Source organism: Streptomyces sp. NBC_00523 (assembly GCF_036346615.1).
Taxonomy (GTDB): domain Bacteria; phylum Actinomycetota; class Actinomycetes; order Streptomycetales; family Streptomycetaceae; genus Streptomyces.
This window is the reverse complement of sequence record NZ_CP107836.1, coordinates 1,262,744-1,288,490: the sequence shown is the minus strand read 5'-3', so window position 1 is coordinate 1,288,490 and position 25,747 is coordinate 1,262,744. Positions and strand designations below refer to the sequence as shown.

General features: G+C 74.4%; 25 protein-coding genes and 7 tRNA genes. 21 read left to right on the top strand and 11 right to left on the bottom strand.

All coding sequences use genetic code 11. The features are described from left to right. The first annotated feature begins 49 nt into the window (after positions 1–49). From OHS17_RS05750 to OHS17_RS05730, 5 genes are all read left to right on the top strand, one after another. Positions 50–736: a GNAT family N-acetyltransferase gene (locus OHS17_RS05750; protein ID WP_330311299.1), complete on the top strand. Its 687-nt coding sequence runs from the start codon at positions 50–52 to the stop codon at positions 734–736. 108 nt (positions 737–844) lie between these two features. Beyond that, positions 845–2,083 carry a precorrin-6y C5,15-methyltransferase (decarboxylating) subunit CbiE gene (cbiE, locus tag OHS17_RS05745; RefSeq protein WP_330311298.1) on the top strand — a complete coding sequence of 413 codons (1,239 nt, stop codon included), beginning with the start codon at positions 845–847 and terminating at the stop codon, positions 2,081–2,083. Positions 2,084–2,414: 331 nt separating this feature from the next. Then, positions 2,415–5,630 carry a nicotinate-nucleotide--dimethylbenzimidazole phosphoribosyltransferase gene (gene cobT, locus OHS17_RS05740; RefSeq protein ID WP_330311297.1) on the top strand — a complete coding sequence of 1,072 codons (3,216 nt, stop codon included), beginning with the start codon at positions 2,415–2,417 and terminating at the stop codon, positions 5,628–5,630. Between the two features lie 342 nt (positions 5,631–5,972). Next, positions 5,973–7,211, top strand: coding sequence for a uroporphyrinogen-III C-methyltransferase (gene cobA / locus OHS17_RS05735; RefSeq protein WP_330311296.1), 1,239 nt, complete (start codon positions 5,973–5,975; stop codon positions 7,209–7,211). Beyond that, a complete protein-coding gene (locus OHS17_RS05730; RefSeq protein ID WP_330311295.1) occupies positions 7,204–8,022 on the top strand; it encodes a TrmH family RNA methyltransferase in 819 nt (272 codons plus the stop codon). Before cobA ends, OHS17_RS05730 begins: the two co-directional genes overlap by 8 nt. A gap of 1 nt (position 8,023) precedes the next feature. Here OHS17_RS05730 and OHS17_RS05725 read toward each other — a convergent pair whose 3' ends face one another. After that, entirely contained in the window at positions 8,024–9,307 is a 1,284-nt protein-coding gene (locus OHS17_RS05725) for a serine/threonine-protein kinase (RefSeq protein ID WP_330311294.1), read from the bottom strand. Positions 9,308–9,512: 205 nt separating this feature from the next. On the opposite strand from OHS17_RS05725, the gene OHS17_RS05720 reads away from it, so the two are divergent. From OHS17_RS05720 to OHS17_RS05705, 4 genes are all read left to right on the top strand, one after another. Beyond that, positions 9,513–9,773 carry a hypothetical protein gene (locus tag OHS17_RS05720; RefSeq protein ID WP_161207865.1) on the top strand — a complete coding sequence of 87 codons (261 nt, stop codon included), beginning with the start codon at positions 9,513–9,515 and terminating at the stop codon, positions 9,771–9,773. A gap of 186 nt (positions 9,774–9,959) precedes the next feature. After that, entirely contained in the window at positions 9,960–10,151 is a 192-nt protein-coding gene (locus OHS17_RS05715) for a hypothetical protein (protein ID WP_026171618.1), read from the top strand. 238 nt (positions 10,152–10,389) lie between these two features. Further along, a complete protein-coding gene (locus tag OHS17_RS05710) occupies positions 10,390–11,355 on the top strand; it encodes a phosphotransferase enzyme family protein (protein WP_330311293.1) in 966 nt (321 codons plus the stop codon). A 68-nt stretch (positions 11,356–11,423) separates the two neighbouring features. Then, complete coding sequence (locus tag OHS17_RS05705) at positions 11,424–11,702, top strand: TFIIB-type zinc ribbon-containing protein (protein ID WP_026171619.1); 279 nt, start codon at positions 11,424–11,426, stop codon at positions 11,700–11,702. A 50-nt stretch (positions 11,703–11,752) separates the two neighbouring features. On the opposite strand, the gene OHS17_RS05700 is transcribed toward OHS17_RS05705, so the two are convergent. From OHS17_RS05700 to OHS17_RS05680, 5 genes are all read right to left on the bottom strand, one after another. Continuing rightward, positions 11,753–11,824: transfer RNA gene (locus OHS17_RS05700), tRNA-Val, on the bottom strand. Positions 11,825–11,846: 22 nt separating this feature from the next. After that, positions 11,847–11,918 (bottom strand) — tRNA-Val (locus OHS17_RS05695). 20 nt (positions 11,919–11,938) lie between these two features. Beyond that, positions 11,939–12,010, bottom strand: a tRNA-Val gene (locus OHS17_RS05690). A gap of 1 nt (position 12,011) precedes the next feature. After that, positions 12,012–12,085: transfer RNA gene (locus OHS17_RS05685), tRNA-Cys, on the bottom strand. 37 nt (positions 12,086–12,122) lie between these two features. Then, positions 12,123–12,195 (bottom strand) — tRNA-Gly (locus OHS17_RS05680). A 163-nt stretch (positions 12,196–12,358) separates the two neighbouring features. On the opposite strand from OHS17_RS05680, the gene OHS17_RS05675 reads away from it, so the two are divergent. The 3 genes from OHS17_RS05675 (at position 12,359) to OHS17_RS05665 (ending at position 15,115) form a co-directional block, all read left to right on the top strand. After that, positions 12,359–13,396 (top strand): chorismate-binding protein, encoded by a 1,038-nt coding sequence (locus OHS17_RS05675; protein WP_330315163.1) that lies wholly within the window; start codon positions 12,359–12,361, stop codon positions 13,394–13,396. Beyond that, positions 13,393–14,214, top strand: coding sequence for an aminotransferase class IV (locus OHS17_RS05670; protein WP_330311292.1), 822 nt, complete (start codon positions 13,393–13,395; stop codon positions 14,212–14,214). The genes OHS17_RS05675 and OHS17_RS05670 overlap by 4 nt, the downstream gene beginning before the upstream one ends. 64 nt (positions 14,215–14,278) lie before the next feature. Next, positions 14,279–15,115: a GNAT family N-acetyltransferase gene (locus tag OHS17_RS05665; protein WP_330311291.1), complete on the top strand. Its 837-nt coding sequence runs from the start codon at positions 14,279–14,281 to the stop codon at positions 15,113–15,115. A gap of 11 nt (positions 15,116–15,126) precedes the next feature. On the opposite strand, the gene OHS17_RS05660 is transcribed toward OHS17_RS05665, so the two are convergent. Then, entirely contained in the window at positions 15,127–15,642 is a 516-nt protein-coding gene (locus tag OHS17_RS05660; RefSeq protein ID WP_330311290.1) for a DsbA family protein, read from the bottom strand. A 158-nt stretch (positions 15,643–15,800) separates the two neighbouring features. Here OHS17_RS05660 and OHS17_RS05655 point away from each other — a divergent pair, with 158 nt between their 5' ends. The 3 genes from OHS17_RS05655 (at position 15,801) to OHS17_RS05645 (ending at position 17,775) form a co-directional block, all read left to right on the top strand. Then, entirely contained in the window at positions 15,801–16,262 is a 462-nt protein-coding gene (locus OHS17_RS05655) for a hypothetical protein (RefSeq protein WP_330311289.1), read from the top strand. A 240-nt stretch (positions 16,263–16,502) separates the two neighbouring features. After that, a complete protein-coding gene (locus tag OHS17_RS05650) occupies positions 16,503–17,474 on the top strand; it encodes an acetylxylan esterase (RefSeq protein WP_330311288.1) in 972 nt (323 codons plus the stop codon). Between the two features lie 145 nt (positions 17,475–17,619). Beyond that, positions 17,620–17,775 (top strand): hypothetical protein, encoded by a 156-nt coding sequence (locus OHS17_RS05645; protein ID WP_202542324.1) that lies wholly within the window; start codon positions 17,620–17,622, stop codon positions 17,773–17,775. 4 nt (positions 17,776–17,779) lie between these two features. Here the strand turns inward: OHS17_RS05645 and OHS17_RS05640 are convergent, their stop codons facing one another. After that, positions 17,780–18,355, bottom strand: a complete 576-nt coding sequence (locus OHS17_RS05640) for a CGNR zinc finger domain-containing protein (RefSeq protein ID WP_073864370.1) — start codon at positions 18,353–18,355, stop codon at positions 17,780–17,782. 193 nt (positions 18,356–18,548) lie between these two features. Next, positions 18,549–18,962, bottom strand: coding sequence for an SsgA family sporulation/cell division regulator (locus OHS17_RS05635; RefSeq protein ID WP_003959770.1), 414 nt, complete (start codon positions 18,960–18,962; stop codon positions 18,549–18,551). 190 nt (positions 18,963–19,152) lie between these two features. Here OHS17_RS05635 and OHS17_RS05630 point away from each other — a divergent pair, with 190 nt between their 5' ends. Both OHS17_RS05630 and OHS17_RS05625 read left to right on the top strand, forming a co-directional pair. Next, entirely contained in the window at positions 19,153–19,644 is a 492-nt protein-coding gene (locus OHS17_RS05630; protein ID WP_073864368.1) for a TIGR02611 family protein, read from the top strand. Between the two features lie 66 nt (positions 19,645–19,710). Further along, positions 19,711–19,782 (top strand) — tRNA-Val (locus tag OHS17_RS05625). 62 nt (positions 19,783–19,844) lie between these two features. Here the strand turns inward: OHS17_RS05625 and OHS17_RS05620 are convergent. After that, positions 19,845–22,352 (bottom strand): SCO7613 C-terminal domain-containing membrane protein, encoded by a 2,508-nt coding sequence (locus tag OHS17_RS05620; RefSeq protein ID WP_330311287.1) that lies wholly within the window; start codon positions 22,350–22,352, stop codon positions 19,845–19,847. A gap of 47 nt (positions 22,353–22,399) precedes the next feature. Between OHS17_RS05620 and OHS17_RS05615 the strand changes: the two genes are divergently transcribed. Then, positions 22,400–22,846 (top strand): SRPBCC family protein, encoded by a 447-nt coding sequence (locus OHS17_RS05615; protein ID WP_330311286.1) that lies wholly within the window; start codon positions 22,400–22,402, stop codon positions 22,844–22,846. 39 nt (positions 22,847–22,885) lie between these two features. Then, a tRNA-Val gene (locus OHS17_RS05610) sits at positions 22,886–22,957 on the top strand. A gap of 68 nt (positions 22,958–23,025) precedes the next feature. On the opposite strand, the gene OHS17_RS05605 is transcribed toward OHS17_RS05610, so the two are convergent. Further along, a complete protein-coding gene (locus OHS17_RS05605; protein WP_330311285.1) occupies positions 23,026–23,751 on the bottom strand; it encodes a 3'-5' exonuclease in 726 nt (241 codons plus the stop codon). A 189-nt stretch (positions 23,752–23,940) separates the two neighbouring features. On the opposite strand from OHS17_RS05605, the gene OHS17_RS05600 reads away from it, so the two are divergent. After that, complete coding sequence (locus tag OHS17_RS05600; RefSeq protein ID WP_330311284.1) at positions 23,941–24,507, top strand: DUF4365 domain-containing protein; 567 nt, start codon at positions 23,941–23,943, stop codon at positions 24,505–24,507. Continuing rightward, a complete protein-coding gene (locus OHS17_RS05595; protein ID WP_330311283.1) occupies positions 24,507–25,694 on the top strand; it encodes a hypothetical protein in 1,188 nt (395 codons plus the stop codon). Before OHS17_RS05600 ends, OHS17_RS05595 begins: the two co-directional genes overlap by 1 nt. Positions 25,695–25,747 lie beyond the last annotated feature (53 nt).

Genomic DNA, 25,747 nt, shown 5'->3' with positions numbered 1-25,747 from the left:
GGGCTCCGCCGTACCCACCCGGCCATGCACGCGCCCCCCGCGATGCTGCATGCTGTGCATTTACACGGTCTTCGGCATGGAGCTGCGCATGACTTCCACCTTCCCGGACATCTCCATCAGCACGGACCGGCTGGTGATGCGCCCATTCGACATGGCGGACCTCCCCGCGTACATCGAGATGATGAACGACGAACTGGTCACCGCCTGGACCGACGCCCCCCACCCCTACACCCAGGTCGACGCCGAACGCTGGGTGCGCAGAATCGCTCCGGCACACCGCACCAAGGGCGACGGGATCGCCCTGGCCGTCACCGAGTTCCTCACCCAGCGCCTCGTCGGCTCCGTACGGCTCCACAACACCGACTGGCGCACCCTGTCCACCGAGGCCGACTACATCACCGCACCCTGGGCCCGCGGCGAGGGCTACGCCACCGAGTCCGTGCTCGCCGTCGCCCAGTGGCTCTTCCGCGACCAGGGCTTCGAGCGCATCGAACTGCGCACCGCAGCCGACAACACCGCCTCCCAGCAGGTCGCCCAGAAACTCGGCTGCATCAGCGAGGGCGTCCTGCGCAACGCCCGCATAGCGCGTACCCGGACCGAGAACGGCACGGACGGCGGGTGGACCGACATCCGCACCGACCTCATCGTCTGGGGCCTGCTCCCCGAAGACCTCGAAGGCGTCGCCGAACAGCTCGCCGACGCCGGCGGCTACGGCACCTACAACGACTGGAACTGACCGGCACCGGGGCCCCGGCGCCCCGTGGGAGGCGACCCGGTAACCTCACCCTGCCTGCTCCCGGGCAACCCGCCCCGCCTGCGACGACTCCAGGAGAATGACACCAAGATGGCCGACCGGGTCACAGTGATCGGCTGGGACGGTTCGCCGCTGACCAGAGCGGCCACCGCAGCGCTCTCGGCCGCGACCCTGGTCGCCGGAGCCGCCCACCACCTCGCGCTGCCCGAAGTCCCCCGGAGCGCCGAACGCATCCGCCTCGGCTCCGTCGACCTCGCCGCCCGCCGCATCGCGGGCCACCGCGGCAGCGCCGTCGTCCTCGCCGACGGCGACCCCGGCTTCTTCGGCGTCGTCCGCACCCTGCGCGCCCCGCAGCACGGCCTGGAGGTCGAGGTCGTCCCGGCAGTCTCCTCCGTCGCCACCGCCTTCGCCCGCGCCGGCATGCCCTGGGAGGACGCCCAGACGGTCGTCGCCCACCCCCGCACCCTGCGCCGCGCCGTGAACGTCTGCCGCGCCCACCACAAGGTCGCCGTCCTCACCTCGCCCGGCGCCGGACCCGCCGAACTGGCCCTGCTCCTCGAAGGCGTCCACCGCACGTTCGTCATCTGCGAGGAGCTGGGCACCGACCGCGAACAGGTCACCGTCGTCACCTCGGACACCGCCGCCGACCACGTCTGGCGCGACCCCAACGTCGTCATCGTCATCGGCGGCGGCCCCGAACAGCAGGCCGAGGGCGCCTGGATCGCCGGCCGCCACCCCGCCTACCCGCAGGGCGTACGGGGATGGGCCCTGCCCGCCGGCGCCTACCCGGACCCCGGCGCCCGCCCGGCGGGGGAGAGCGGCGAGGGCGAGGGCCCTGTCCTGCGCGCCGCCCAGCTCGCCCACCTCGGCCCCCGCACCGGCGACCTCGTCTGGGACATCGGCTCCGGCGGCGGCGCGCTGGCCGTCGAGGCGGCCCGCTTCGGCGCGGCGGTCCTCGCCGTGGACAGCGACCCCGACGCCTGCGCCCGCACCGCGGCCGCCGCCCGCGCCTTCGGCGTCCAGCTCCAGGTGGTCGAGGGCCGCGCCCCGCACGTACTGGAACGGCTGCCCGAACCCGATGTCGTACGCATCGGAGGCGGCGGTGTCCCCGTCGCCACCGCCGTAGCGGACCGCCGCCCGGAGCGGATCGTCACGCACGCCTCCACCCGCGACGAGGCCGAGGCACTGGGTGCCGCACTGGCCGGAAACGGCTACACGGTCGACTGCTCGCTCCTCCAGTCCGTCGAACTCGACACGACCGCCTGGTCGGAGCGCGAACGCACGGTCGTCTTTCTGCTTTCCGCACTTCGTTCGGACCTTGCCCCCTGACCCGTCGGCAAGTGGTGCGAGGTAGGCTGGCCGATCGTCGCACCGCTCCCGGACGTTCGTCGCTTCGTTCGTCAATGTCCGGAAAAGGGGACCGTTTTGGTCCCCGTTGTGGTACGGCAGAACCCTGGGACGCGCAACGTGGCGCAGTCCACAGCGGGCCGTGGCGAAATGAGCTGCCGCGGCGGCGAACGACCGCGAGAATGCAGGATGTCCGCGACCGATTCGTGCCGCGCGGCGCGCCCGCTCGTTCCACCGGACGAGCACCGCGTGCCGTGTCCGGGCGTCCCGGGCGAAGGGCCGAAGGAGCACTGACGATGGGCGAGGGGAACGCATGAGTGACACCGGCCGGATCCCGGGCGAGGGACTGCCGGAGAACGCGGGCACGGTGGAGCAGACGGGCGTCCCCGCGCCTGACTCCTACACCTACCTCGAACCCTCCGCGCACACCCCCGAGGACGACGACCTCCTCCTGATGCCGAGTGCCCAGGGCGCCTGGGGCGAACCCCAGCCGACGGCACAGGCGGCGGACCCCTACGCGGACCCCGCCGCGCAGGGCGCGTACCAGCCGCTCTTCCACCCCCAGCCCGCCGACCCGGCGCACGCCCAGGGCCCCGTCCAGCTCCAGGAGCAGGCCCCCGCGTACGCGATGCACCAGGCCGCCGCCGCGCCGCTGCCCGAGACCGGGCCCGGCGCGCACGAGTCCGGAGGCCGCGACTCCGGCTCCGTCGACCTCGGCGCCGTCCGCACCCCCGCCCCCGCCGCGCAGCCCCCCGCGCGCCGCCCGCTGCACCGCGGACCGGCCTCGCCCGAGCCGTCCTACGGCGGTACGTCGGGGGCCGGTGTGGTCCGCTCCCTCGCCGACCGCGGTCCGGCCGGGGTACCCCCCGCCCGCCACGCGGGCCCGGCCACGGCCGAACCCGAGTACTTCGACCCGCAGCCCGCGGACCAGCCCCTCCCGGGCCCCCAGCTGGGCGAGATCCCGCCGCAGACCGCCCACCAGTGGACGGCCCCGGCGGCGCCGGAGCAGGCCGAGCCCGGGGCGCCGGTGGCGCCGGAGGAGCCAGTCGCGGAGCCCGCGCCCGTGGCCCCGGCGGCCGAGGTGCCGGTGCCCGCACCGGAACCGGCCCCCGAGGTGCAGGAGCCCGTGGCACCGGTCGCCGAGCAGCCGGTGGCGGAGCCCGAGCCGGTGGCCGTGGCCGTCGCCGTGGAGGAGCCCGCCCAGGTCGTGGCGCCGGAGCCCGTCGCCGTGGTGGAGTCCGAGCCGGTCCCGGTCGTCGAGGCCGCCCCGGCACCGGTCGCGGAGCCCGTAGCGGCCGCCGAGCCGGTGGCGGAGCCCGTGCAGGCAGCCGAGCCGCAGCCCGTTCCGGCCGTGGAGCCGGAGCCGGTGGCCGTCGCGGAGCCCGTACAGGCCCCTGAGCCGCAGCCCGTTCCGGCGCCCGAGCCGCAGCCGGAGCCCGTCGCCGTGGCGGAGTCCGTGGCGGCCCCCGAGCCGCAGCCCGTACCGGCCGCCGAGCCGGAGCCCGTAGCGGTGGCTGAACCCGCACCGGCCCCCGAGCCGCAGCCCGTCGCGGTGGAGGAGCCCGCCCCGGCCCCCGAGGCCGCAGCCGAGCCCGCCCCGGCCCCCGAGCCGGAAGCCGCCCCCGTTCCCGAGCCGGAGGCCATCGCTCCGGTCGCCGGACAGCCGATACAGCCCGAGGCCCCCGCCGCCGCACCCGAGCCGGAGGCCGAGGCCGGTCCCGAGGTCATCGAGACCCCGGACCTGAGCGACGAGGCGGAGCCCGTACCGGCGGAGGCCCCCGAGGCGGCGCCCGCCACGCCCGCCGCGCCCGGCTACGACGACGCCGAGCGCGAGGCCGTCCTGCGCGTGATGCGGGAGCGCCGGGACATCCGCAACGGCTTCCGCAGCGACCCCATCCCGCACGAGGTCCTGCTGCGCGTCCTGGAGGCCGCGCACACGGCGCCCAGCGTGGGCCACTCGCAGCCCTGGGACTTCGTGGTCATCCGCTCCGCCGAGACGCGCCGCTCGATGCACGAGCTGGCGCAGCAGCAGCGGGAGGCGTACGCCAAGTCGCTGCCGAAGGCGCGGGCGAAGCAGTTCAAGGAACTGAAGATCGAGGCCATCCTCGACACCCCGGTGAACATCGTCGTGACCGCAGACCCGACGCGGGGCGGCCGCCACACGCTCGGCCGGCACACACAGCCGCAGATGGCCCCGTACTCGTCGGCGCTCGCCGTGGAGAACCTGTGGCTGGCGGCACGCGCCGAGGGCCTGGGCGTGGGCTGGGTGAGCTTCTTCGACGAGCGCGAGATGGTGCGCGCGCTGGGCCTGCCGGAGCACCTGGAGATCGTGGCGTACCTCTGCGTGGGGTACGTGGACGAGTTCCCCGAGGACCCGGAGCTGATGCAGGCGGGCTGGTCGAAGCGGCGCCCGCTGTCCTGGGTCGTCCACGAGGAGACGTACGGCCGCCGCGCCCTGCCCGGCGAGGCGCCGCACGATCTGCTGCAGGAGACGATCTCCAACATCCGCCCGCTGGACGCCAAGGCGCTCGGCGAGGCGTGGGAACGCCAGAAGCGGATGACGAAGCCGGCCGGTGCGCTCGGCATGCTGGAGATCATCTCGGCGCAGCTGGCCGGGCTCTCCCGGATGTGCCCGCCGCCGATCCCGGAGCCCGCCGCCGTCGCGGTGTTCGCGGGCGACCACGGGGTGCACGCGCAGGGCGTCACGGCGTGGCCCCAGGAGGTCACCGGCCAGATGATCGCCAACATGCTCGGCGGCGGCGCGGTGTGCAACGCGTTCGCGGCGCAGGTGGGCGCCGAGGTGTGCGTGGTCGACGTGGGCGCGGTCGCGGAACTGCCCCCGATGCCGGGCCTGCTGCCCCGGAAGGTACGGGCGGGCACGGCGGACTTCACCACCGGACCGGCGCTCACCCGCGAGGAGGTCCACGCGGCGATCGAGGTCGGCATCGAGACCGCCCGCGACCTGGTGGCGGCGGGCAACAAGGGCCTGCTGACCGGTGAGATGGGCATCGCGAACACGACGGCGTCGGCCGCCCTGATCTGCGTGTACACCGGCATGGACCCGGCCGAGGTGACGGGCCGGGGCACCGGCATCAACGACGAGATGCACGCCCGCAAGATCGACGTGGTGCGGCGCGCCCTGGAACTCCACCAGCCGGACCCGGCGGACCCGATCGGCGTCCTGGCGGCCGTCGGCGGCCTGGAGCACGCCGCGATGGCCGGCTTCCTGCTCGGCGGCGCGTCGCTCCGTACGCCGGTGATCCTGGACGGCGTCAGCGCGGGCGCGGCGGCCCTGGTGGCCCGCGCGATCGCCCCGGAGGCCTTGGCCGCCTGCATCGCCGGCCACCGGAGCGCGGAGCCGGGCCACGTCGCCGCCCTCAACAAGCTGGGCCTGCGCCCGCTGGTCGACCTGGACCTCCGCCTCGGTGAGGGCACGGGTGCGTTGCTGGCGCTGCCGATCGTGCAGAGCGCCGCGCGTGCGATGCACGAGGTGGCGACGTTCGACTCGGCGGGCGTGACGGAGAAGTAGCGCGGCGCGTTGCGGGGGCGCTGCCCCCGTACCCCCACTCCTCAATCGCCGGAGGGGCTTGATTTTGGCCGCACGGTCACTTCCAGCCTCGCCGGCGTTTGAGGCGCGGGGTCCGGGGCGGAGCCCCGAAAGCCCAGCCCCTCCGGCGCTTGAGGAGCGGGGGCCCGGGGCAGCGCCCCGGTTTCGGGAAGGGGCGGGGAGGGGACAAGGCCCGCCGCAGGCGCCCCGCCCACCGCACACCGTGGCCCCCGGGCCACCCCGTATCGTGAACACCACCCACCACGCCGCTCCACCGCCGCAGCGGCCCGCGCTTCCGCCCCGCCCCGAGGAGCCCGCACCACCATGGCCGAGCACGCCGATCGCCCCGCCTACCCCGTCGGACTGCGCCTCAACGGGCGCCGCGTAGTCGTCGTCGGCGGCGGCCAGGTGGCGCAGCGCCGCCTCCCCGCCCTCATCGCGGCCGGCGCCGACATCGTCCTCGTGTCGCCGTCCGCCACCCCCTCCGTCGAGGCGATGGCGGACGCCGGCGAGATCCGCTGGGAGCGCCGCGGGTACGTCGACGGCGACCTCACCGACACCTGGTACGCGCTCATCGCGACCGACGACGACGCCGCCAACGAGGCCGCCTCCGCCGAGGCGGAACGCACCCGCACCTGGTGCGTCCGCAGCGACGACGCCGAAGCGGCCACCGCCTGGACGCCCGCCACCGGCCGCAGCGAGGGCGTCACCGTCGCCGTGCTCACCGCCGGCGCCCACGGCCGCGACCCGCGCCACTCCGCCGCCGTCCGCGACGCGATCGTGGAGGGCCTGCGCGACGGCAGCATCGCCGCCCCGCACCACCGCACCCGGACCGCCGGCGTCGCCCTGGTCGGCGGCGGCCCCGGCGACCCGGACCTCATCACCGTCCGGGGCCGCCGCCTCCTCGCCGAGGCGGACGTCGTCATCGCCGACCGCCTCGGCCCCCGCGACCTGCTGGACGAGCTCCCGCCGCACGTCGAGGTCATCGACGCCGCGAAGATCCCGTACGGCCGCTACATGGCCCAGGAGGCCATCAACAACGCGCTGATCGAGCACGCCAAGGCCGGCAAGGCGGTCGTCCGGCTCAAGGGCGGCGACCCGTTCGTCTTCGGCCGGGGCATGGAGGAGGCGCAGGCGCTCGCCGCCGAGGGCATCCCGTGCACCGTCGTGCCCGGCATCTCCAGCTCCATCTCGGTCCCCGGCGCGGCCGGCATCCCCGTCACCCACCGGGGCGTCGCCCACGAGTTCACCGTGGTCAGCGGGCACGTCGCCCCCGACGACGAGCGCTCCCTGGTCGACTGGGCCGCCCTCGCCCGGCTGCGCGGCACCCTGGTGCTCCTGATGGCCGTCGACAAGATCGGCGCCATCGCCCGTACGCTCGTGGAGCACGGCCGCTCGCCCGAGACCCCGGTGGCCCTCGTCCAGGAGGGCACCACAGCCGCCCAGCGCCGCGTGGACGCGACCCTCGCCACGGTGGCCGAGCGGGTGGCCGCCGAGGACGTCCGCCCGCCCGCCGTCATCGTGATCGGCGCGGTCGTGGAGATCGGCGCGGACCGTGGCTGAACCCCTCACCATCGACACACCCGACGACCCCCGCCTCAGCGACTACGTCAGCCTCACCGACGTGGAGCTCCGGCGCAGGAAGGAGCCCGCGGAGGGCCTCTTCATCGCCGAGGGCGAGAAGGTCATCCGCCGCGCCCTGCAGGCCGGGTACGAGATGCGCTCCATGCTGCTCTCGGCGAAGTGGGTCGACCGGATGCGGGACGTCATCGAGGAGAGCGACGCCCCCGTCCACACGGTCGCCCCGGACCTCGCCGAACGCGTCACCGGCTACCACGTGCACCGGGGCGCCCTCGCCTCCATGCAGCGCAAGGCCCTTCCGGCCGCCGCCGAACTCCTCCGCACGGCCCGCCGCGTGGCCGTCATGGAGGCGGTCAACGACCATACGAACATCGGCGCGATCTTCCGCAGCGCCGCCGCCCTCGGGATGGACGCCGTCCTGCTCTCCCCGGACTGCGCCGACCCGCTCTACCGGCGCTCCGTCAAGGTGTCGATGGGCGCGGTCTTCTCCGTACCGTACGCCCGCCTCGACACCTGGCCGCAGGGTCTTGAGACCGTACGCGAGGCCGGGTTCACGGTGCTCGCGCTGACGCCCGCCGAGAAGGCCGTCAGCATCGAGGAGGCGGCACCGCACCGGATGGACCGGGTCGCCCTGATGCTCGGTGCCGAGGGCGACGGCCTCTCCGCCCGGGCCCTCGCCGCCGCCGACCGGTGGGTGCGCATCCCGATGGCCCACGGCGTGGACTCGCTGAACGTCGGCGCGGCGGCCGCGGTCGCCTTCTACGCGGTGGCCACCGGCCGTCCGGAGAGCTGAACTACGGCCTGACCTGGCCCTGGCTCTGGCCGTGGCCGAGGTCCACGCCCAGCCCCCGGGCCGGGCCCTGGCAGCCCTGCGCCGCCGCGATCCCCAGCGCCACCAGCAGCGTCACCACCACGAAGACGACGAGCCGCTGCCGCAGCAGCTTCGGGTTGGCCGGGCGCCGCCCCGTCGAGGTGGTCCGGGTCCCGGGCCGGGTGCCCGGCCTGCCGTTCGTCCCGTTGGTGCCCTGCGGACGCCTGGCCGGACGCGCCGTCCCGCGCGGCGGCTGCTGCACCGGCCGGCCACTGCCGGTGCGGGCGGAACGCGCCGCCGACGGCCGGTTCTGCGGGCGCGATCCCGGCGCCGGACCGGCCGCCCGGCGGGTCTGCTGCTCGGTGTACGGGCCGTCCAGCCGGCCGGTCGGGCGGTCCGCCTCCTGGGCCGAACGCTGGACCGGCGGCCGGCTCTCGTGCAGCCCCTGCGCCTCGCGCGCCGCGATCTCCTTGAGCCGCATCGAGAGCTGGAGCGTGCTCGGCCGCTCCTCCGGGTCCTTCGCGAGACAGGCGCTCACCAGCGGTGCCAGCGCGTCGTGCACATCGAAGAGCTGGGGCTCCTCGTGCACCACGCGATACAGCATCACCTCGGAACTGCCGTGCCCGAAGGGCGAGTCGGCCATCGCCGCGTACGCCAGCGTCGCCCCGAGCGAGAACACGTCCGTCGCGGGCGTCACCGCCGCGCCGCGCACCTGCTCGGGCGCGAGGAAGCCGGGCGAGCCCACCGCCGTACCGACGTGTGTCAGCGTGGACGCGCCCGTCGACCAGGCGATGCCGAAGTCGATGATCCGGGGGCCCTTGGGGGAGAGGAGGATGTTCGACGGCTTCAGGTCCCGGTGGACCACCCCGGCCTCGTGCACCGCGACCAGGCCCTCGGAGAGCGCCGCCCCGATCGAGGCCACCTCGGCGGCCGACAGCGGGCCCTCCTCGGCCACCTTGTCGTGCAGCGAAGGCCCCGGAACGTACTGCGTGGCGAACCAGGGGCGGTCCGCCTCCAGATCGGCGGCGACCAGCCGGGCCGTACAGCCGCCGCGGATCCGCCGGGCGGCGGACACCTCGCGCGCGAACCGCGAACGGAACTCCTGATCCTCCGCCAGGTCCGGGCGGATCACCTTCAGCGCGACGCGCTGGCCCCGCCGGTCCGAACCCAGGTAGACGACGCCCATCCCGCCGGCCCCGAGCCGCCGGTGCAGCCTGAACGAGCCGACGACACGCGGGTCCTCGCGCCGGAGCCGCATCATCGCCATGTCTGCCCATCCCCGCTGCCTGGTACGCCTGACGAGGCACAGCTTACGTACCCGCCGCCCGGGGTGCTCAGAGGCCGCGCCCTCCGGGGAGATTCGATTGTCAGTGGCGGGTGGGAGACTTGAGGAGTGGTCAGGGAGCCGCGGATCCAGGCGCCCCGGCCCGTGCGAGATCTCAAAGGTCCGTCGCAGAAGGGGGATTGGATCAATGAAGGGCGATCGAGTCGAGATAGTCGTGGACGCCGGGGACAGCACCCGGACCTACGAGGTGGTGGCCTCCCGGGCAGGCCGCAGGGTGGAGACCGCGGTCCGCCGGGGCGTGGTCGAAGTGAGTGAAGTCACCCGGAACGGGTCCGTGGTGCGCACGGCCCGCTTCATGGCGACCAGGGTCCTCGCCCTGGTCGAACAACCGGTCCCCAGGGAGGACAGCTCCGAGCGTCCCCTCCGGGAAGACCCCAACCCCGCGTAGCCCGGTCTCCACCCAGGGGAGTACGCCGACCGAGCGCGGCTCATCCTCCGGGAGGCCCGGGACTCGGTACGCGGGCATGACGCCGCCCGCTCCCCGGATCCCTAATGTTGAGTCCAAGCGGCGGGCGTCGCACTCGTCCCCCGAGGTCAAGCGCCCGTCGCCCCACATCAGGTCAGGAGAGGAACCATGGCTGACACGGCAGCACGGACGGTGGTCCGCACGCGGTCCCGCGGCTCGTCCGCCGCGTCCGGCCGCCGCCACCCGCTGGTGGCGACCGCCATGGTCCTTCCCCTGGCGGCCCTGCTGGTCGTCGTCTTCGGCGGCTGGGAAGCAGTGGTCACACAGGCGTCGTCCGTGGGCGTGATGCTGGGGCGCTGAGCGGCGCCCCGGGTCCGGAAGAGCGGTCCGGACCGGGACATCCGGCCAACAACCCCGTGGGGACGGGGGTGCGGCGGACGGCAGCGTTTGTCCGGTCAGCTGGGGAGCTGACCGGACATCGCGCTGTCCGGGGGCGGAACCCTCCGGCCGCCACGGCCCGGAGCCACGGCACCGCGCCTCCGCGTACGCTCTGCCGGGGCGTGACCTCCACAGCCCGTCGGCGCCACCGGGGGAGACCGTGACCACCGCACTCGTACGCGCACTGGGGGATCTCGCCCACGGGGCGGTCCACCCGGCCGGCTGCGGTCCCCGCGCCTGCCCGCCCCCGTCCGTGCTCGCCGAACGCGAGGACGGGATCGTCGTCCGCAGCGGCCCCGTCGTCGCCAAGGCGCACGCCGCCGACACGGATACGGCCGCTCTGGCCGGGCGGCTGCGCCTGGCGGCCGCACCGGGGCAGGACGGCATCCTGCTGGCGCCCCTGCCCGTGGCACCCGGCGTCCCCTTCACCGAACTGGACGGCCGCCCCGTCACGCTCTGGCCCCACGGCGAGCCCGTCGACCCCGGCGACCCGGACGCGGCGCCCTGGGAGGAGGCCGGGGCGCTCCTGGCCCGGCTGCACCGCACCGCAGTCCCGGGTCCGCTCCCCGCCATGCGCGGGCCCGCGAAGGCCGCGCTCGCCGTCGCCCGGATGCGCACCGCCCGCCCCGGCGACCCGGCCGTCGCGCCCGTGCTCGCCGCCTGGCGCGGGCTGCCGGGCTGGGCGCGGGGCGGGGCGGCGCCCCCGGCCGGCCGGGAAACGTACCTCTGCCACGGAGACCTCCACCTGGGCCAGCTCGTACGCCACCCCGCCCCGCACGGCCCCTGGCTGCTCATCGACGTGGACGACGCGGGCCTCGGCGACCCCGCCTGGGACCTCGCGCGCCCCGCCGCCTGGTACGCGGCCGGACTGCTCCCGCCGGACGTCTGGCTCCGCCTCCTGGACGCCTACCGGGCGGGCGGCGGCCCCGCCGTACCGGCCGACGGCGACCCCTGGCCCGCCCTCGACGTGCCGGCCCGCGCGCTGACCGTGCAGACCGCCGCGCTCGCCTGGGCCAAGTCGTCGGCGGAGGGCCGGGCTCCGGATGAGGTGGAACAGGTGATGATCGACGCCTGTGCCCGAATTGCCTCGCTCCCGCCCGAGTTGGGGGCGGCACCCACGTCGTAGGGTGAACCGACCGTCGGCGGGCACGCATTCCGGCGACGGCGAACCGACGGCGAGGAGTGAGCCCGAACATGCAGTGTCCCAAGTGCCACGCACAGATGCACACGTACAACCGCAACGGCATTCAGATCGAGCAGTGCAGCGGCTGCCGGGGGATATTCCTGGACTACGGCGAGCTGGAGACGCTGACCCGCATCGAGTCCCAGTGGACGCAGCAGGCCCCGCCGCCGGCCGCCCCGCCGCAGGCCTACCCCTCCGCCCCCGCGCCCGCCTGGGGCGCCCCGCACCACGGCGGCCACCACGGTCACTACCGGCAGAAGAGCTTCGGCCGGATGCTCTTCTCCTCCTGACCGAACACGACGAAGCCCCGGTCGCCGAGACGACCGGGGCTTCGTGACAGTGCGCGATACTGGGATTGAACCAGTGACCTCTTCCGTGTCAGGGAAGCGCTCTCCCGCTGAGCTAATCGCGCAGGTGAACCTGCGTGTACTGCGTGCGCGATACTGGGATTGAACCAGTGACCTCTTCCGTGTCAGGGAAGCGCTCTCCCGCTGAGCTAATCGCGCGGGTGATCCTTGCGGATCAGTGGACGATACTGGGATTGAACCAGTGACCTCTTCCGTGTCAGGGAAGCGCTCTCCCGCTGAGCTAATCGTCCGTGGAGGTGGAGACGGGATTTGAACCCGTGTAGACGGCTTTGCAGGCCGTTGCCTCGCCTCTCGGCCACTCCACCAGGGGTGGGAGACCGGTGAAGATCCCCACCTTCTGCGAGCGGACGACCAGGTTCGAACTGGCGACCTCAACCTTGGCAAGGTTGCGCTCTACCAACTGAGCTACGTCCGCTTGTCTTTCCCGGTCCGCTTGCGCGTCTCGGCGACGTGTTGAACTCTAGCGGATTCCCGGGCCAGTACAAAAACGCGTTTGTGCAGCGTGCTGAGGTGCGCTCGCCCCGGCGCGGGTCACCGTGCGCCGTCCTACACTCACGGACGTGCACGACCTCGCTCCCATGGCTCGCTTCGGCGGCCTCGTCGCCTCCGGTCTGCGGGATGTGACCAGTGATCCCGCCGCCCTCGACTCGTCCGGCTTCTGGGCCGTCTGCGCGGGCTTCGAAGGTTCCCTGACCTGCGCCCGCTTCGACACCGTACGCCCCGCTCCCGTGCCCGCCCCGGCCCCCGGCGCCTGGCGCGGCCCGGGCACCGGGCACTGGACGTCCTCGCTCGACCGGGAGGCCTACACCGAAGGCGTACGGCGCATCCGCGCGTACATCGCGACCGGCGAGGTCTACCAGGCCAACCTCTGCCGGGTGCTGACCGCACCGCTGCCCGGGCCGGGCCCGGCCGACGTGGACGCCCTCACCGCACTGCTGGCGCGCGGCAACCCCGCCCCGTACGCAGGAACGATTCGGCTCCCCGCGCACGGCGTCGAGATCGCCACCGCGTCCCCCGAGCTCTTCCTGCGCAGGGACGGCCGCACGATCGAGTCCGGCCCCATCAAGGGCACCGGGCGCACCGAGGCGGACCTGCTGGAGAAGGACCACGCCGAGAACGTGATGATCGTGGACCTGGTCCGCAACGACCTGGGCCGGGTCTGCGCCACCGGCTCGGTCACCGTCCCCGACCTCTGCGCCGTCGAGAAGCACCCGGGCCTCGTCCACCTCGTCTCCACCGTGCGCGGCCGCCTCGCCGAGGGCGCCGGCTGGCCGGAGATCCTCGCCGCGGCCTTCCCGCCCGGCTCGGTCACCGGCGCCCCCAAGTCCAGCGCGCTGCGGATCATCCGCGCACTGGAGACCGCTCCGCGCGGCCCGTACTGCGGCGGCATCGGCTGGGTGGACGCCGACCGCGGGACCGCCTCGCTCGCCGTCGGCATCAGGACCTTCTGGACCGACCGCACCGGAGCCGCCCCCCTCCTGCGCTTCGGCACCGGGGCCGGGATCACCTGGGGCTCCGATCCGGAACGCGAATGGGACGAGACCGAACTCAAGGCGTCCAGGCTGCTCGCTGTAGCGTCGGGCGCATACGAAGCAACCGGAAGGACCGCACCATGAGGATCTGGGTCAACGGCGAGCTGCGCCCCGCCGACGACGCCCGGGTGTCCGTGCTCGACCACGGCCTCACCGTCGGCGACGGCGTCTTCGAGACGCTCCGGGTCTCCCACGGCCGCCCCTTCGCCCTCACCCGCCACCTCGACCGCCTGGCCCTTTCCGCCCAGGGGCTCGGCCTGCCCGCCCCCGACCCGGACGAGGTGCGCCGCGCCTGCACCGCCGTCGTGGAGGCCAACCCGGTCGGGCTCGGACGGCTCCGGATCACGTACACCGGCGGCATCTCGCCCCTCGGCTCCGACCGGGGCGACGCGGGTCCCGGCCTCGTCGTCGCACTCGGCGAGGTGAGCCGGCGCCCCGACACCACGGCCGTCGTCACCGTGCCCTGGACCCGCAATGAGCGCTCGGCGCTCACCGGCCTCAAGACCACCTCGTACGCGGAGAACGTCGTCGCCCTCGCCCGTGCCCACGAGCAGGGCGCGTCCGAGGCGCTGTTCGCCAACACCGTCGGCCGGCTCTGCGAGGGCACCGGGTCCAACGTCTTCGTCGTCCTGGACGGGCAGCTGCACACCCCGCCCGTCGCCTCCGGCTGCCTGGCCGGCATCACCCGGGCGCTCACCGTGGAGTGGACCGGCGCGCAGGAGACCGACCTGCCGTTCGACGTCCTGGACCGGGCCGACGAGGTCTTCCTGACCTCCACCCTCCGGGACGTGCAGGCCGTCCACCGGATCGACGGCCGGGAGCTGCCGGGCGCACCGGGACCGGTCACCGCCAAGGCGATGCGGATCTTCGAGGAGCGCGCGGCCGACGACCTCGACCCGTGACGGCAACGGCCCGTCCGCGCAAATACGGGTGACGGGCCCGCGCGCAGGGGATAGAAACCACCTGATGACGACGACACTGCGGCCGGCCGGGCCGATCCAGTCAGGCGCCGACGGCGCACAGCGGCGCGCGTACGACGTGTGCGACAACGGGCGCCCCGTCGGCTCCGTCGCGCTCGCCGTCGAGCCGGGCGCGGGCGGAGCGACGGGCCTGATCAGAGCCCTGCGGATCGACGAGGCCGTCCGCAGGCGCGGCCGGGGCACCATCGCCGCCCTGGCCTCCGAGGAGATCCTGCGCGGCTGGGGCTGCACCCAGGTGTGTACGGAGGTGGCCGCCGGGGACGCCGCGGGGCAGCGGCTGGCCGCCGCCCTCGGCTACACCGAGCGCAGCCGCAACATGGTCAAGACGCTGCCCGAGGAGCCCCCGGTCCTCCCGGACGGGCTCACCGCCCACCCGATGACGCCCGAGGAGTTCGCCGTCTGGGAGCGCGACGCCGTCGCCGCGTACACGGAGAACCTGGTGAGCCGGGGCGTCCCGCGCGAGGCGGCCCCGGCCGCGGCCCGTGCCTCCCACGCCCGCCACCTCCCGGACGGCCTCGCCACCGAGGGGGTACGGCTGGATTACCTGCGCCGCGAGGGCGAGACCGTCGGCCATGTCTGGGAGGCGCCGTTCGAGATGCATCCCGGGATGCGCATCGGCTACGTGTTCGACGTGGAGGTGGCGGAGCCGTACCGGGGGCGCGGCTACGGGCGGGCCCTGATGCTCCAGGCCGAGCGGATCGCGCTGGCGGCGGGCGAGACGCGGATCGGGCTGCACGTCGTCACGGCCAACACCCCGGCCCTGCGGCTGTACGAATCGCTCGGTTACGAGCCGACCCAGTACAACCTGGCCAAACCGCTGTAGATCCTGCCCCCTCAGCCCTGTCCGGCCAGGAGCCGGTCGGCGATCTCCTCGATCCGCGCGCGCAGCCCGTCCTGGCTCCTGCCGCCGTCCAGGCGCTCCCCGCCGATCACGTACGTCGGTGTGCCGGTGACCCCGATGGCCTTGCCCTCGGCCTGGTCCGCGTCCACGATCAGCATGTGCCGGCCGTCGATGAGCGCGGTGTCGAACTCCTCCGCGTCCAGCCCCAGCTCCCCGGCCACCTCGACCAGCAGCTTCTCGCCCCGCGCCCCGAGGTCACCCGTGCGCGCGAGCACCGCCTCGATGTACGGCCAGCCGCTGCCCTGGACCACGGCCTCCTCGGCGGCCTGCGCGGCGGCGTAGGCGTGCTTGTGCTTCTCCAGGGGGAAGTGCCGCAGCCGGATGTCCAGCCGGTCGCCGTACCGGGCCCGCAGGGCGTGCACATCGGTCAGGGCGTGGTGGCAGTCGGGGCACTGGAGCTCGCACCAGACGTCGAGGACGACCGGTGCGGCGGGGGTGGAATCGCTCATGGGGCCAGTCTCGCAGGGTGCACGGCGGGGCGGCCGCCCGGCACCTGGGGAGGAGCCCGGCCCCTGAGATCTCCCTGATACGGGCCCGGGGCATGGCCGCCCGGCCGGTGCCCGGTGCAGGATGGAAGGGACGTATCCCCCTGCGCCAGGAGGCACCGATGCTTGCCGAGACCATTTGTTCCGCGGTGTCCGCGGCGGGCCTGGGCATCGCGGCCGTCACCGCGTACCGCAAGCGGTTCCTCACCGCGACGAGAATCGCCGCCTACTCGCTGGTGCCGGTCGGCCTGGTGCTGACGGGCGTCGTGAAGTGGGTGTCGGACATCGCCTTCAAGCCGAGCGTCTGGCTGGGCTTCGGCCTGCTGGGCGTGGCCTGGCTGCTCTTCATGCTCACGCGCGCGGTCGAACGCCGGGGCGGCGGCAGCCGCAAGGAGCGCCGGGCCGCAGCCCGGGCCGCCCGGGGCGAGGCCGTGGAGCCGGGCGCCTCGGCCCCTTCGCTCGGCGCGGGCTCCTCCCCGGCGGCCACGCGTCCGCGCGGCAAGCAGGGCAAGCAGTCCGCCTCCTCCGGCACCGGCGAGGACTTCAGCGACATCGAGGCCATCCTGAAGAAGCACGGCATCTGATACCGGGAGCCGTCCGGACCCACGGGCCCCGCCGCAGCACGCGGTGGGGCCCGCCCCGTCTCACCAGGTGAATCGTTTCGCCCGGGCCTCCCGGGATTCCTTGACCCTGCCCGGCGGCGCCGCATAGCGTCCCGCTGGGCCGCGAACGTATGCGTTCAAGGCCCCATGTCACCGGGGGCGGGACGCGTGGACCTGTGCGGCGGACGCCGCCCCCTTCCGCGTGCCCGAAACGGAGAAGTCATGGCCCTGTTCGACCTGCCCCTGGACCAGCTGCGCGGCTACCGGCCCGACCCCGACGAGCCGGAGGACTTCGACGCCTTCTGGCAGCTCACCCTGGACGAGGCCGCCGCCCACCCGCTGGACGCCGAGTTCGCGCCCTACGACGGCGCGCTGGCCGCCGTCGACTCGTACGACGTGTCGTTCGCGGGCTGGGGCGGGCACCGGATACGCGCCTGGCTGAACGTCCCCGCGGGTGCCGAGGGCCCCCTGCCGACCGTCGTGCACTACCTCGGTTACAGCGGCGGGCGCGGGCTGCCCCACGACCACCTGGTGTGGCCCTCGGCCGGCTGGGCCGCGCTGATCGTGGACACCCGCGGCCAGGGCGCGGTCAACCACCACTCGGCGGGCGCCACGCCGGACCCGTACGGCGCCGCCAACCCGCAGGCGCCCGGCTTCATGACCAACGGCGTCCTCGACCCGGAGACGTACTACTACCGCCGGGTCTTCACCGACGCGGTGCGGGCCGTCGAGGTGGCCCGCAGCCACCCGGCCGTCGATCCCGCCCGCATCGTCGTCAACGGCGCCAGCCAGGGCGGCGGCATCTCCCAGGCCGTGGCGGCCCTCAGCCCGCACGTGAAGGCCGCCTTCGTGGACGTGCCGTTCCTGACGCACTTCCGGCGGGCCGTCGAGATCACCGACGAGGACCCGTACCAGGAGATCGTCCGCTTCCTCGCCACCCGGCACGGCGCGGACGCCCAGGTGTTCCGCACCCTGTCGTACTTCGACGGCGTCAGCTTCGCCGCCCGCGCGAGCGTGCCCGCCCTCTACTCGGTCGCCCTGATGGACGCGATCTGCCCGCCCTCCACCGTCTTCGCCGCCTACAACCGCTGGGCCGGGCCCAAGGAGATCGAGATCTACCCCTGGAACGGCCACGAGGGCGGCACCGGCGTCCAGCGCCAGGTCCAGCTGCGGAAGCTGCGCGAGCTGAGCTGAGCCGCAGGGGGAGCGGGGGTTAGGAAATGTGCTGGGCGCTCGCACGCCGGAGCGATTAACGAGGCCCCCATGACGAGTGAACTCCCGTCGTGAAGAGGCATGTTGGTACGAAGCACCCCCGGGACTGCGTCATGATCGTCCCGAAATGGTGGACACCTCTCGGGGCGACGCCCCCGCACCCCCTGGCGAAGAGCCGCGCGGCTGCCTCTTCGCGCTTTCCCAGCCCCCTCTGATGATCTTCCTCACGGTCATCGGCAGCCTGCTGCTGATGGCCGCGTTGCACGATCTCTTCCTGCTGTGAGCCGTCAGCCGGCCGCTTCCCGGCGGCGCGCCCGGTACGCGGCGACGTGCAGGCGGTTACCGCAGGTGCGGCTGGAGCAGTAGCGGCGGGAGCGGTTGCGCGAGAGGTCCACGAAGGCGTTCCGGCAGTCCGGCGCCTCGCACCGCCGCAGCCGCTCCGTCTCGCCCGCCACGATGATGAAGGCGAGGGCCATGCCGCAGTCGGCCGCCAGGTGGTCGGCGATCGAGGCGTCCGGCGAGAAGTAGTGCACATGCCAGTCGTAGCCGTCGTGGGCGGTGAGCTGCGGCGTGGTGCCCGCGGCGGCCACCAGGGCGTTCACCAGCCCGGCGGCGGTGCGCGCGTCCCCGGCGGCGAAGACCTCGGCGAACCGGGCGCGCACGTCGTGCACGGCCTTCAGGTCCTGCTGGTCGAGCTCGCCGATCCCGCTCACGCGGTGGCGTACGGCGAACGCGTGGAGTGCCGTGACGTCGGCGAGCCCGTCGGCCGGTGCCCCGCCCCCTTCCGGCTCGCTCTCCGGCGCGGTGTTCACCAGATCGACCACTAGGTCGAGGGCGATCCGGGTGTCGTGGGGGATCAGCACGCTTTCGCTCCCTGGCCTCCGGCGTGCGGGCGCCCGCCGATGCCGGACGACTCTACTGGCTCGGGCCGGACGCGGACCGGCGCCGGTCACCGCGGTGGATCCGCGGTCACCGGCGCCGGTGTCAGCCGTATGAGGTTGTCCGCGCGACGCCGTCTCCCCGAGTCGGACGGCGTCGTGCAGCTCTCGGCCTGGCTCAGCTCTCGGCCAGGATGTGTGAGAGCTCCGTATCGAGGTCGAAGTGACGGTGTTCGGTGCCCGGTGGAACCGCGGCGTCGGTCCGCTTCAGGAACGACTCCAGGGCCCGTGCCGGGGCCTCGAGCAGTGCTTCGCCCTCTGGGGAGCTCAGCGCGATGCAGACGACGCCCTGGCCGTGACTACGGGATGGCCAGACACGTACGTCTCCGGTGCCGGTGGGCCGGTGCAGCCCCTCGGCAAGGAGGTCGCGGGCGAAAACCCACTCGACCGTCTCCTCCGCTCCGGTGTGGAAGGTGGCGTGCACGGCATACGGATCGGCCGTGTCATACCGCAGGCCCGCGGGTACAGGCAGTGAGGACTCGCTCGACACAACGAGGCGCAGGTGCAGCTCGCAGCTGACCGTGGTGTTCATAAGCGCCAGGGCCTTTCGCTCAGTGTGCGCTCGGGGATTCGCACGTCGGCGAAATCGACATGCCACCTACGGTGGCGTTGTAAACCCCTCTGACCGTTTTGAGATGCTTCGGGTAGCTCGTACAGCGGTGTGTAACTTTGCGTCATGCGGCCATTCAAGTGAACGGAAGCCGGTCCGGTAGGTTGGATCCATGAATGCGGAGAGTGACGAGCGGGACGGTGCCGCCGCGGCGAAGACACCGGCTCCCGCCGCGGGGGAAGCGCCCCGCGACGCGACGGGGGACGTCATACCGGGAGTGACCAAGGAGGACCCGTCGCTCGGCTCCAGAGCGCCGGGCTTCATCAAGGCGTCCCGGGCCCTGCACATCAGCTGGCAGGTCGGCGTCTTCGTCGTCGGCCTCGCCGTCGTCGTGGCCGGCATCATCATGCTGCCGCTGCCGGGCCCCGGCTGGCTGGTGATCTTCGGCGGCATGGCGATCTGGGCCACCGAGTTCGTCTGGGCCCAGCTGGTGCTGCGCTGGACCCGGCGCAAGGTCACCGAGGCCGCCCAGCGGGCGCTCGACCCCAAGGTCCGGCGGCGCAACATCATCCTCACGGTGATCGGACTCGTGATCATCGCCGTGCTCGTCGGGATCTACGTGTGGAAGTTCGGGATCGTCATGCCCTGGAAGATCCACGAGTGACCCCCGGGCGGTCCCGGGGATGGTCGGGGGACGCCGCTGACATGGGGTAATGTTTGCGGTGCGCCCGGGCGATTAGCTCAGTGGGAGAGCGCTTCGTTCACACCGAAGAGGTCACTGGTTCGAACCCAGTATCGCCCACCCCGGACCGATGGCCCGGAAGCTCCAAGAGCTTCCGGGCCATCGGCGTTCCCGCCCTCACCTCACCGCATCCGCCCCAGCGCCTCCTTCAGCCGCCGGGCGTCCCGCAGCCGCTTCTCGTACGTCGCCCCCACGACCAGCAGCAGCACCCCGGCCAGCGCCGGCGCCACCCACCGCGGCAGCGCCCCCGCCACCTGCACCACGTACGGCGCCAGCTCGTGCAGCGCGTCCAGCGCCAGCACCGCGCCGCCCAGCACCAGCAGCGCCTGGAGCCGCAGCCGCGCCCCCGCCAGCGTGACCCCCAGGGCCGCCACGCCCAGCAGCAGCGGGCGCGTCCAGTGCGGGTCCGTCCAGGCCGCGCCCAGCGACGGCACCAGCGTCACCGCGAGCCCCGCCCCGTACGCCGCCCACGACGAGGCCGACGGATCGCGGCGACGGCGCAGGACCCCGACCACCAGCGCCGGCACGGTCACCGGCAGGGTGTACGCCTCCGGGGCCGACACCCCCGACACCGCGAGCCGCACCCACGCCGCCAGCACGAACAGCCCCGTCGCCAGGTACCCCGCGAGCGGCCGCCGCTCCGGGCGCAGCGCCGTCCCCGCCGCGAGCACCCCGCACAGCGCCAGCACCAGCGCCAGGAACCGCGCGTCGTCCACCGCCATGGCGACCGCCACCACACCCGCCGCCGCACCGGTCACCTCGACCGGCACCGCCACCGGGTGACCCCTCAGCCGCGCCCCCACCAGCACCGTCGCCGTCGGCACCGCCAGCAGGGGTACCGCCGCCTCGTACACCGCGAGGCCCAGCGAGGACCCCAGCGCGGCCACCGGCACCACGGCGCACGCCACCGCCGCACAGGCCGCCGCCGACACCACCGGCGGCGCGACGCCCTCCTGCCGGTCCAGGGCCACCGCGAGCGCCACGAACACCACCATCAGCAGACCGAACGCCGTGTACGTCGCCGCCTCCGTCGCCAGCGCCAGCAGACCCGCGCCCACCGCACCGGCCACCCCGACCGCACCGGCCGTCACCGCCAGGGCCCGCGCCCCGGCCCGCAGCCCGGCCACCGCCAGGCCGAACGCCGCCATGGCCAGGACCAGCTGCCCCGCCTGGGCCGCCGCGAAGGACAGGTCCAGCGCGGCCGGCAGCACCATCAGCCCCGCCCAGCCCAGCGCCACCCCGGCCGCCCCCGCCGCACCCCGCCACGCGGGCCCGGGCACCAGCAACGGCCCGGCCCACCGGAGCAGACCGTCCCACCGGCGGAACGCGGCGCCCAGCGCCACGGCCACCAGCAGCAGCACCACCGGCGCGGACGCCATCGCGTCCCACGGCAGGTCCGTCGCACCCACCGCGCCCCGGGCCCCGCCGCGCGGCGCCCCGGACCACACCGCGCCCAGCCGCGTCACCGGACCCGCCGCGACCACCGTCACCGGCACCAGCGACACCAGCACCGCACCCGCCACCACGGCCGCCGACGCCCACGCGAGCCCCCGCGCCGCCGCGACGCCCAGCGGAGCGCGTACGGAGAACAGCACCGCCCCGGCGCACAGCAGGTACGCCAGGACCCGCCAGCCGTCCGGCACCCCGGCCGCCGGTACCCCGCCCACGGCCGCCACGGCCACGAGACCGGCCACCAGCCCGCCGGCCGTCGCGAACGCCACCGGAGCCCGGCGCGCCCCCGCCAGGGCGAGCGCCGCACCGGCCAGCAGCAGCGCCCCCGGCACCACCGCACCGGCGGGCCCGGCCGCCGTCAGCGACTCCACGAGCGCCACCAGCAACCCCGCCCCGCCCGTCGCGCACAGGGCGACGCACGCCACGACCCGTACCGACGCCCGTCCGACGGCCAGCGCCACCACGCCGTCCAGCGCGGCCGTCACCAGCAGTGCCCCCGAGAACCACAGCGGCCCGCCGTCCGCCGCCCACACCCACAGCACCAGCGGCAGCTGCGCCGAGACGACCGCCAGCGGCAGCGGCAGCCGCAGCCGGCCCAGGAGCAGCCCGTAGGCCGTCCACAGCAGCGCGAGCACCGCCGCCGCCGTCCCCGTGTACGCCGCACCGCCCGCGTCCGGCAGCGCCACCGCGTACACCGCGTACGCGTCGAGCACCATCAGCACCGACGCCACCGCCACCAGCGCCTCCGCCGTCGCGGCCAGACCCCGGCGCAGCAGCGTCGCCGGAGCGGCCAGCGCCCCGGCCGTCACCGCGGTCAGCACCGCGCTGCGCCCGCCGATGCCCAGGTCGCCCCAGCTGACCAGGGTGAACGCGAGGGCGGCGACCGCGAGGAGCAGCCCGCCGAGGACCAGCAGCACGTTCTGCACACTGCGCTTCGAGGCCGGACGCGCCGGGCCGAACCCGCCGGGGCCCCAGGGCGCGACAGAGCCCTGAGGCGGCCCCCAGGGGGCGGGTCCGGTGGCTGCGAGTGCCCGCAGCAGCCAGGCGCGGCGGGTCAGCAGCTGGGCCCGGCGGGCGTCCAGCCGGGCCAGTTCACGATCGAGGAGCGCCAATTCCTCGGCGGGCGGCGGCACATGTTCCATGAAGGCGAGTGTGCTGCGCGCCACGCGGCCGAACATGCGTCCAGGTACTCAGATGCCCGTCTGAGTACGCGCATCCTGGGGAAATGAACTGGAACCACTACCGATTCGTCAGCGTATGGGAGTTCCGGGCGCCGCCCGAGGCCGTGTACGCCGCGCTCGAACGCGTCCAGGACTATCCCCGGTGGTGGCCGCAGGTCCGCGAGGTCACCCGGTCCGGCAGCGAGTCCGGCACCACCCGGATCCGCTCCCTCCTCCCGTACGACCTCGTCACGACCGTGCGCGAACGGCGCCACGACCCGGCGCACGGCGTCCTCGAAGCCGCGCTCGGCGGCGATCTCGACGGCTGGGTCCGCTGGACGGTCGCGCCCCGCGGCTCCGGCACCCGGGTCGTCTACGAGCAGGAGGTGGAGGTGCGCCGGAGGCTGCTGCGGGTCCTCGCGGTGCCCTGCCGGCCGGTGTTCCGCGCCAACCACGCTCTGATGATGCGGGCCGGGCGGCGCGGACTCGCGGCCCGGCTGGAAGCGGTTTGAACCCCGGCCGTCCGGCCCTGTATGGTTCAACCCGTTCCCGGGCGATTAGCTCAGTGGGAGAGCGCTTCGTTCACACCGAAGAGGTCACTGGTTCGAACCCAGTATCGCCCACCCCGGAGAAGCCGGTCCGTCAGCACCACCGACGGACCGGCTTCCGCATGTCCGGCCGCTGCTTCGCCTCACGCGGCCGTGCGCAGCTCCGGGCGCAGCGGCCAGGCCGGGTCCACCGTCTCCGGCGTCCCGCTCCGCGCGAACCACGCCTGGAGCCCCCGCGCCTGGGCGGCGTGCCACACCGCCTGGAGCGTGTGCAGCTCCGCCGGGGTCAGCCGTTCGAGCCGGGCCGAGAAGCGGCGCCCCACCGCCCGGACCAGCTCCAGCGAGGCGGCGGCGTCCGCCGCCGCGTCGTGCGCCCCGTCCAGCAGCACGCCGTACAGCTCGCAGAGATCCGTCAGCGTGCGACGGCCCTTGCGGTAGCGGTCCAGGTGCTTGTCCAGCACCCGGGGGTCCAGCACGCACAGCGGCGACCGCTCCAGGTACGCGCCCAGCGACGACGCCCGGTGCCGCTTCAACTCCCGGTCCAGCAGCGTCAGATCGAACGGCGCGTTCATCACGACGAGCGGCCGCCCCGCCGCGCACTGCTCGGCCAGCGCCCGCGCCATCTCCTCGACCGCCGGCGCCGGCCAGCGGCCGTTGCGCTGGAGGTGGTCGTCGGTCAGCCCGTGTATCTCCGTCGCCCCCGGGGGGACCGGCACCCCCGGATTCACCAGCCAGCGGGTGACGCGCACCGGCCCGTCCGACCGGTCCTGTACCACCAGGGCGGCCGAGACGATCCGGTCCTCCTCGACGTCCACACCCGTCGTCTCCGTGTCGAAAGCGGCCAGCGGCCCTTCGTACCAATGAGTCATCCCCGAACTCCTCGCGCACGCACGGCAGATGGCGGGATTCCTCTGCCCGGTTCGGTGATACCCGCACCCTTTGCCTGATACGCCGTTTGCGCACGGTCCCGTGCGGTGACAACACAAGTACCGGCAGCGGAAGTTGACCGCCCGGTACCCCTCATCCCCATTGGTACGGCCCGGAAGGCTTACGGAGCCATGGCGCTCGCGCAGCCCGAACCGAGCGGGCTGCTGCCCCAGCGGACCGCACCGCTGCGCGGCGGACTCGCCACCACCGCCTGCATGGAGACCCTCCAGGTGGGCTACCTCCACGCCGTCGCCGCGGCGGCGGGCTGCTCGCTGTCGCAGCCCTTCCCCGACAACGGCATCGACTGGCACGTGAGCCACGGTTCCCCCGGTCACCTCGTGGACGACGAGGTGACCATCAAGGTCCAGCTGAAGTGCACCTACCAGATACCGGCCCGGCCGCCCGGCCCGACCTTCGCCTTCACGCTGGACAACGCCCACCTGGTGAAGCTCGCCCGGACGCCCGTGTCCGTGCACAAGATCCTGGTCGTGATGCTCGTGCCGCGCAGCCAGGACGACTGGCTGCGGGCCGGCCCGGACAGCCTCGACCTGCGGCACTGCTGTTACTGGACCAATCTGGCCGGACACCCCGTGACCGGCCGCCACCGGACCACCGTGCGGCTCATGACCTCGCGCGTCTTCAACGACCGGGCGCTCTGCGAGATCATGACCCGCGTCGGGGCGGGAGGGAGACCCTGATGCACGAGTCCGTACGCGTCCACGGCGAGGCCGCCCCAGCCACCTGGGGCCTGCCCGACCCGGCCCGCGTCGACCCCGCCGATCTCGGCGCCCTGCTCGCCCGGCACGGCTGGCGGCGCCGCGGCACCGACGGCGGCCCCTACAGCCGCTGGACCCCGCCCGGCGGCACCACCAGCCTCCTCGTGCCCCGCACCAGGACCTTCCCCGACAGCGAGGACCTGCTCGCCGAGGCCCTGACCGCGCTCGCCCGCAGCGCCGCCCCCTCCGCCCGCGAGATCCTGGTCGCTCTCGCCGTCCCCAGCGACGAGATCCGCTGGCACCGCGAGGTCCCCGAACCCGCCGCCGGGGCCGCCGACTGGCTCGGCGCGGAGCAGCTGCACGGCGCCGCCCGCCAGATCCTGCTGGCCGGCGCGCTCGCCGTCCGGGGCACCGCCGGCTACCACGGTGCCCGCCGCCGCAGCCGCGCCCTGGCCGCCCTCGGCCCCGTGCTCACCGGCCCCGGACCCGGCGGCCGTTCCCTCACCGCGTTCGTCCCGGTCGTCCCGGGCCGCCCCGTCGCCGTCCGGCTCCACCACGCCCTGCACGCCACCCGCGAGGCGGTGGACTACCAACGGGCCACTGGCGGCATGGAAGCCTTCGACAACGCCGTCGCGGCGGGCGTCAGCCGGGAGCTCACCGAGGCGGTCGTCGCCCTCGTCCGGGGCTCGGAGGGCGCCGCCATCGCGCTGGACTGGGCGCCCGCCGCCGGAACCCCCGCCGGCTGCCCCGCCCGCCCCGAACCCGTCGAGTTCTCCCCGGGCGATCTGCCCGCCCTGCGCCGGGCCGGGGCGCGCTACCTCCGCGACGAGCCCGCCGTCGCCGTACGGATCACCGGGGCCGTCGTCCGGCTGCGGCGGTCCGGGCCGCGCGGGGCCGGGATCGTACGACTGCGGGTGCTGGCCGGGGCCGAGGTGCCGCACGTCCGGATCGAGCTGGACGAGGAGGCGTACCGGATCGCGGGCCAGGCCCACCTGGTCGGGCTGCCGGTCCGGGTGGAGGGCCGGCTGGAGAGCCGGGGCGGCTTCCGGCGGCTGACCGGGGCCTCGCAGGTCGTCCCCGTCCAGGTGGACGACGAGGAACGGGACCGGCTGATGAAGTCGCTCCAGGAGAACGTGGACTTCTTCGAGGAGGCGTGCACGGGGGAGTAGGGCCTTTCGCAATGGGGGCCCTCGGCTCGGTACGATTCCTATGGCGTACGCAA

Excerpts from the sequence above, each read along its gene's own strand:
- OHS17_RS05750 (WP_330311299.1), top strand. The coding sequence starts at position 50 with ATGCTGTGCATTTACACGGTCTTCGGCATGGAGCTGCGCATGACTTCC.
- cbiE (WP_330311298.1), top strand. The coding sequence starts at position 845 with ATGGCCGACCGGGTCACAGTGATCGGCTGGGACGGTTCGCCGCTGACC.
- cobT (WP_330311297.1), top strand. The coding sequence starts at position 2,415 with ATGAGTGACACCGGCCGGATCCCGGGCGAGGGACTGCCGGAGAACGCG.
- cobA (WP_330311296.1), top strand. The coding sequence starts at position 5,973 with ATGGCCGAGCACGCCGATCGCCCCGCCTACCCCGTCGGACTGCGCCTC.
- OHS17_RS05725 (WP_330311294.1), bottom strand. The coding sequence starts at position 9,307 with ATGGCGATGATGCGGCTCCGGCGCGAGGACCCGCGTGTCGTCGGCTCG.
- OHS17_RS05720 (WP_161207865.1), top strand. The coding sequence starts at position 9,513 with ATGAAGGGCGATCGAGTCGAGATAGTCGTGGACGCCGGGGACAGCACC.
- OHS17_RS05715 (WP_026171618.1), top strand. The coding sequence starts at position 9,960 with ATGGCTGACACGGCAGCACGGACGGTGGTCCGCACGCGGTCCCGCGGC.
- OHS17_RS05705 (WP_026171619.1), top strand. The coding sequence starts at position 11,424 with ATGCAGTGTCCCAAGTGCCACGCACAGATGCACACGTACAACCGCAAC.
- OHS17_RS05675 (WP_330315163.1), top strand. The coding sequence starts at position 12,359 with ATGGCTCGCTTCGGCGGCCTCGTCGCCTCCGGTCTGCGGGATGTGACC.
- OHS17_RS05670 (WP_330311292.1), top strand. The coding sequence starts at position 13,393 with ATGAGGATCTGGGTCAACGGCGAGCTGCGCCCCGCCGACGACGCCCGG.
- OHS17_RS05665 (WP_330311291.1), top strand. The coding sequence starts at position 14,279 with ATGACGACGACACTGCGGCCGGCCGGGCCGATCCAGTCAGGCGCCGAC.
- OHS17_RS05660 (WP_330311290.1), bottom strand. The coding sequence starts at position 15,642 with ATGAGCGATTCCACCCCCGCCGCACCGGTCGTCCTCGACGTCTGGTGC.
- OHS17_RS05655 (WP_330311289.1), top strand. The coding sequence starts at position 15,801 with ATGCTTGCCGAGACCATTTGTTCCGCGGTGTCCGCGGCGGGCCTGGGC.
- OHS17_RS05650 (WP_330311288.1), top strand. The coding sequence starts at position 16,503 with ATGGCCCTGTTCGACCTGCCCCTGGACCAGCTGCGCGGCTACCGGCCC.
- OHS17_RS05645 (WP_202542324.1), top strand. The coding sequence starts at position 17,620 with ATGGTGGACACCTCTCGGGGCGACGCCCCCGCACCCCCTGGCGAAGAG.
- OHS17_RS05635 (WP_003959770.1), bottom strand. The coding sequence starts at position 18,962 with ATGAACACCACGGTCAGCTGCGAGCTGCACCTGCGCCTCGTTGTGTCG.
- OHS17_RS05630 (WP_073864368.1), top strand. The coding sequence starts at position 19,153 with ATGAATGCGGAGAGTGACGAGCGGGACGGTGCCGCCGCGGCGAAGACA.
- OHS17_RS05620 (WP_330311287.1), bottom strand. The coding sequence starts at position 22,352 with ATGTTCGGCCGCGTGGCGCGCAGCACACTCGCCTTCATGGAACATGTG.
- OHS17_RS05615 (WP_330311286.1), top strand. The coding sequence starts at position 22,400 with ATGAACTGGAACCACTACCGATTCGTCAGCGTATGGGAGTTCCGGGCG.
- OHS17_RS05605 (WP_330311285.1), bottom strand. The coding sequence starts at position 23,751 with ATGACTCATTGGTACGAAGGGCCGCTGGCCGCTTTCGACACGGAGACG.
- OHS17_RS05600 (WP_330311284.1), top strand. The coding sequence starts at position 23,941 with ATGGCGCTCGCGCAGCCCGAACCGAGCGGGCTGCTGCCCCAGCGGACC.
- OHS17_RS05595 (WP_330311283.1), top strand. The coding sequence starts at position 24,507 with ATGCACGAGTCCGTACGCGTCCACGGCGAGGCCGCCCCAGCCACCTGG.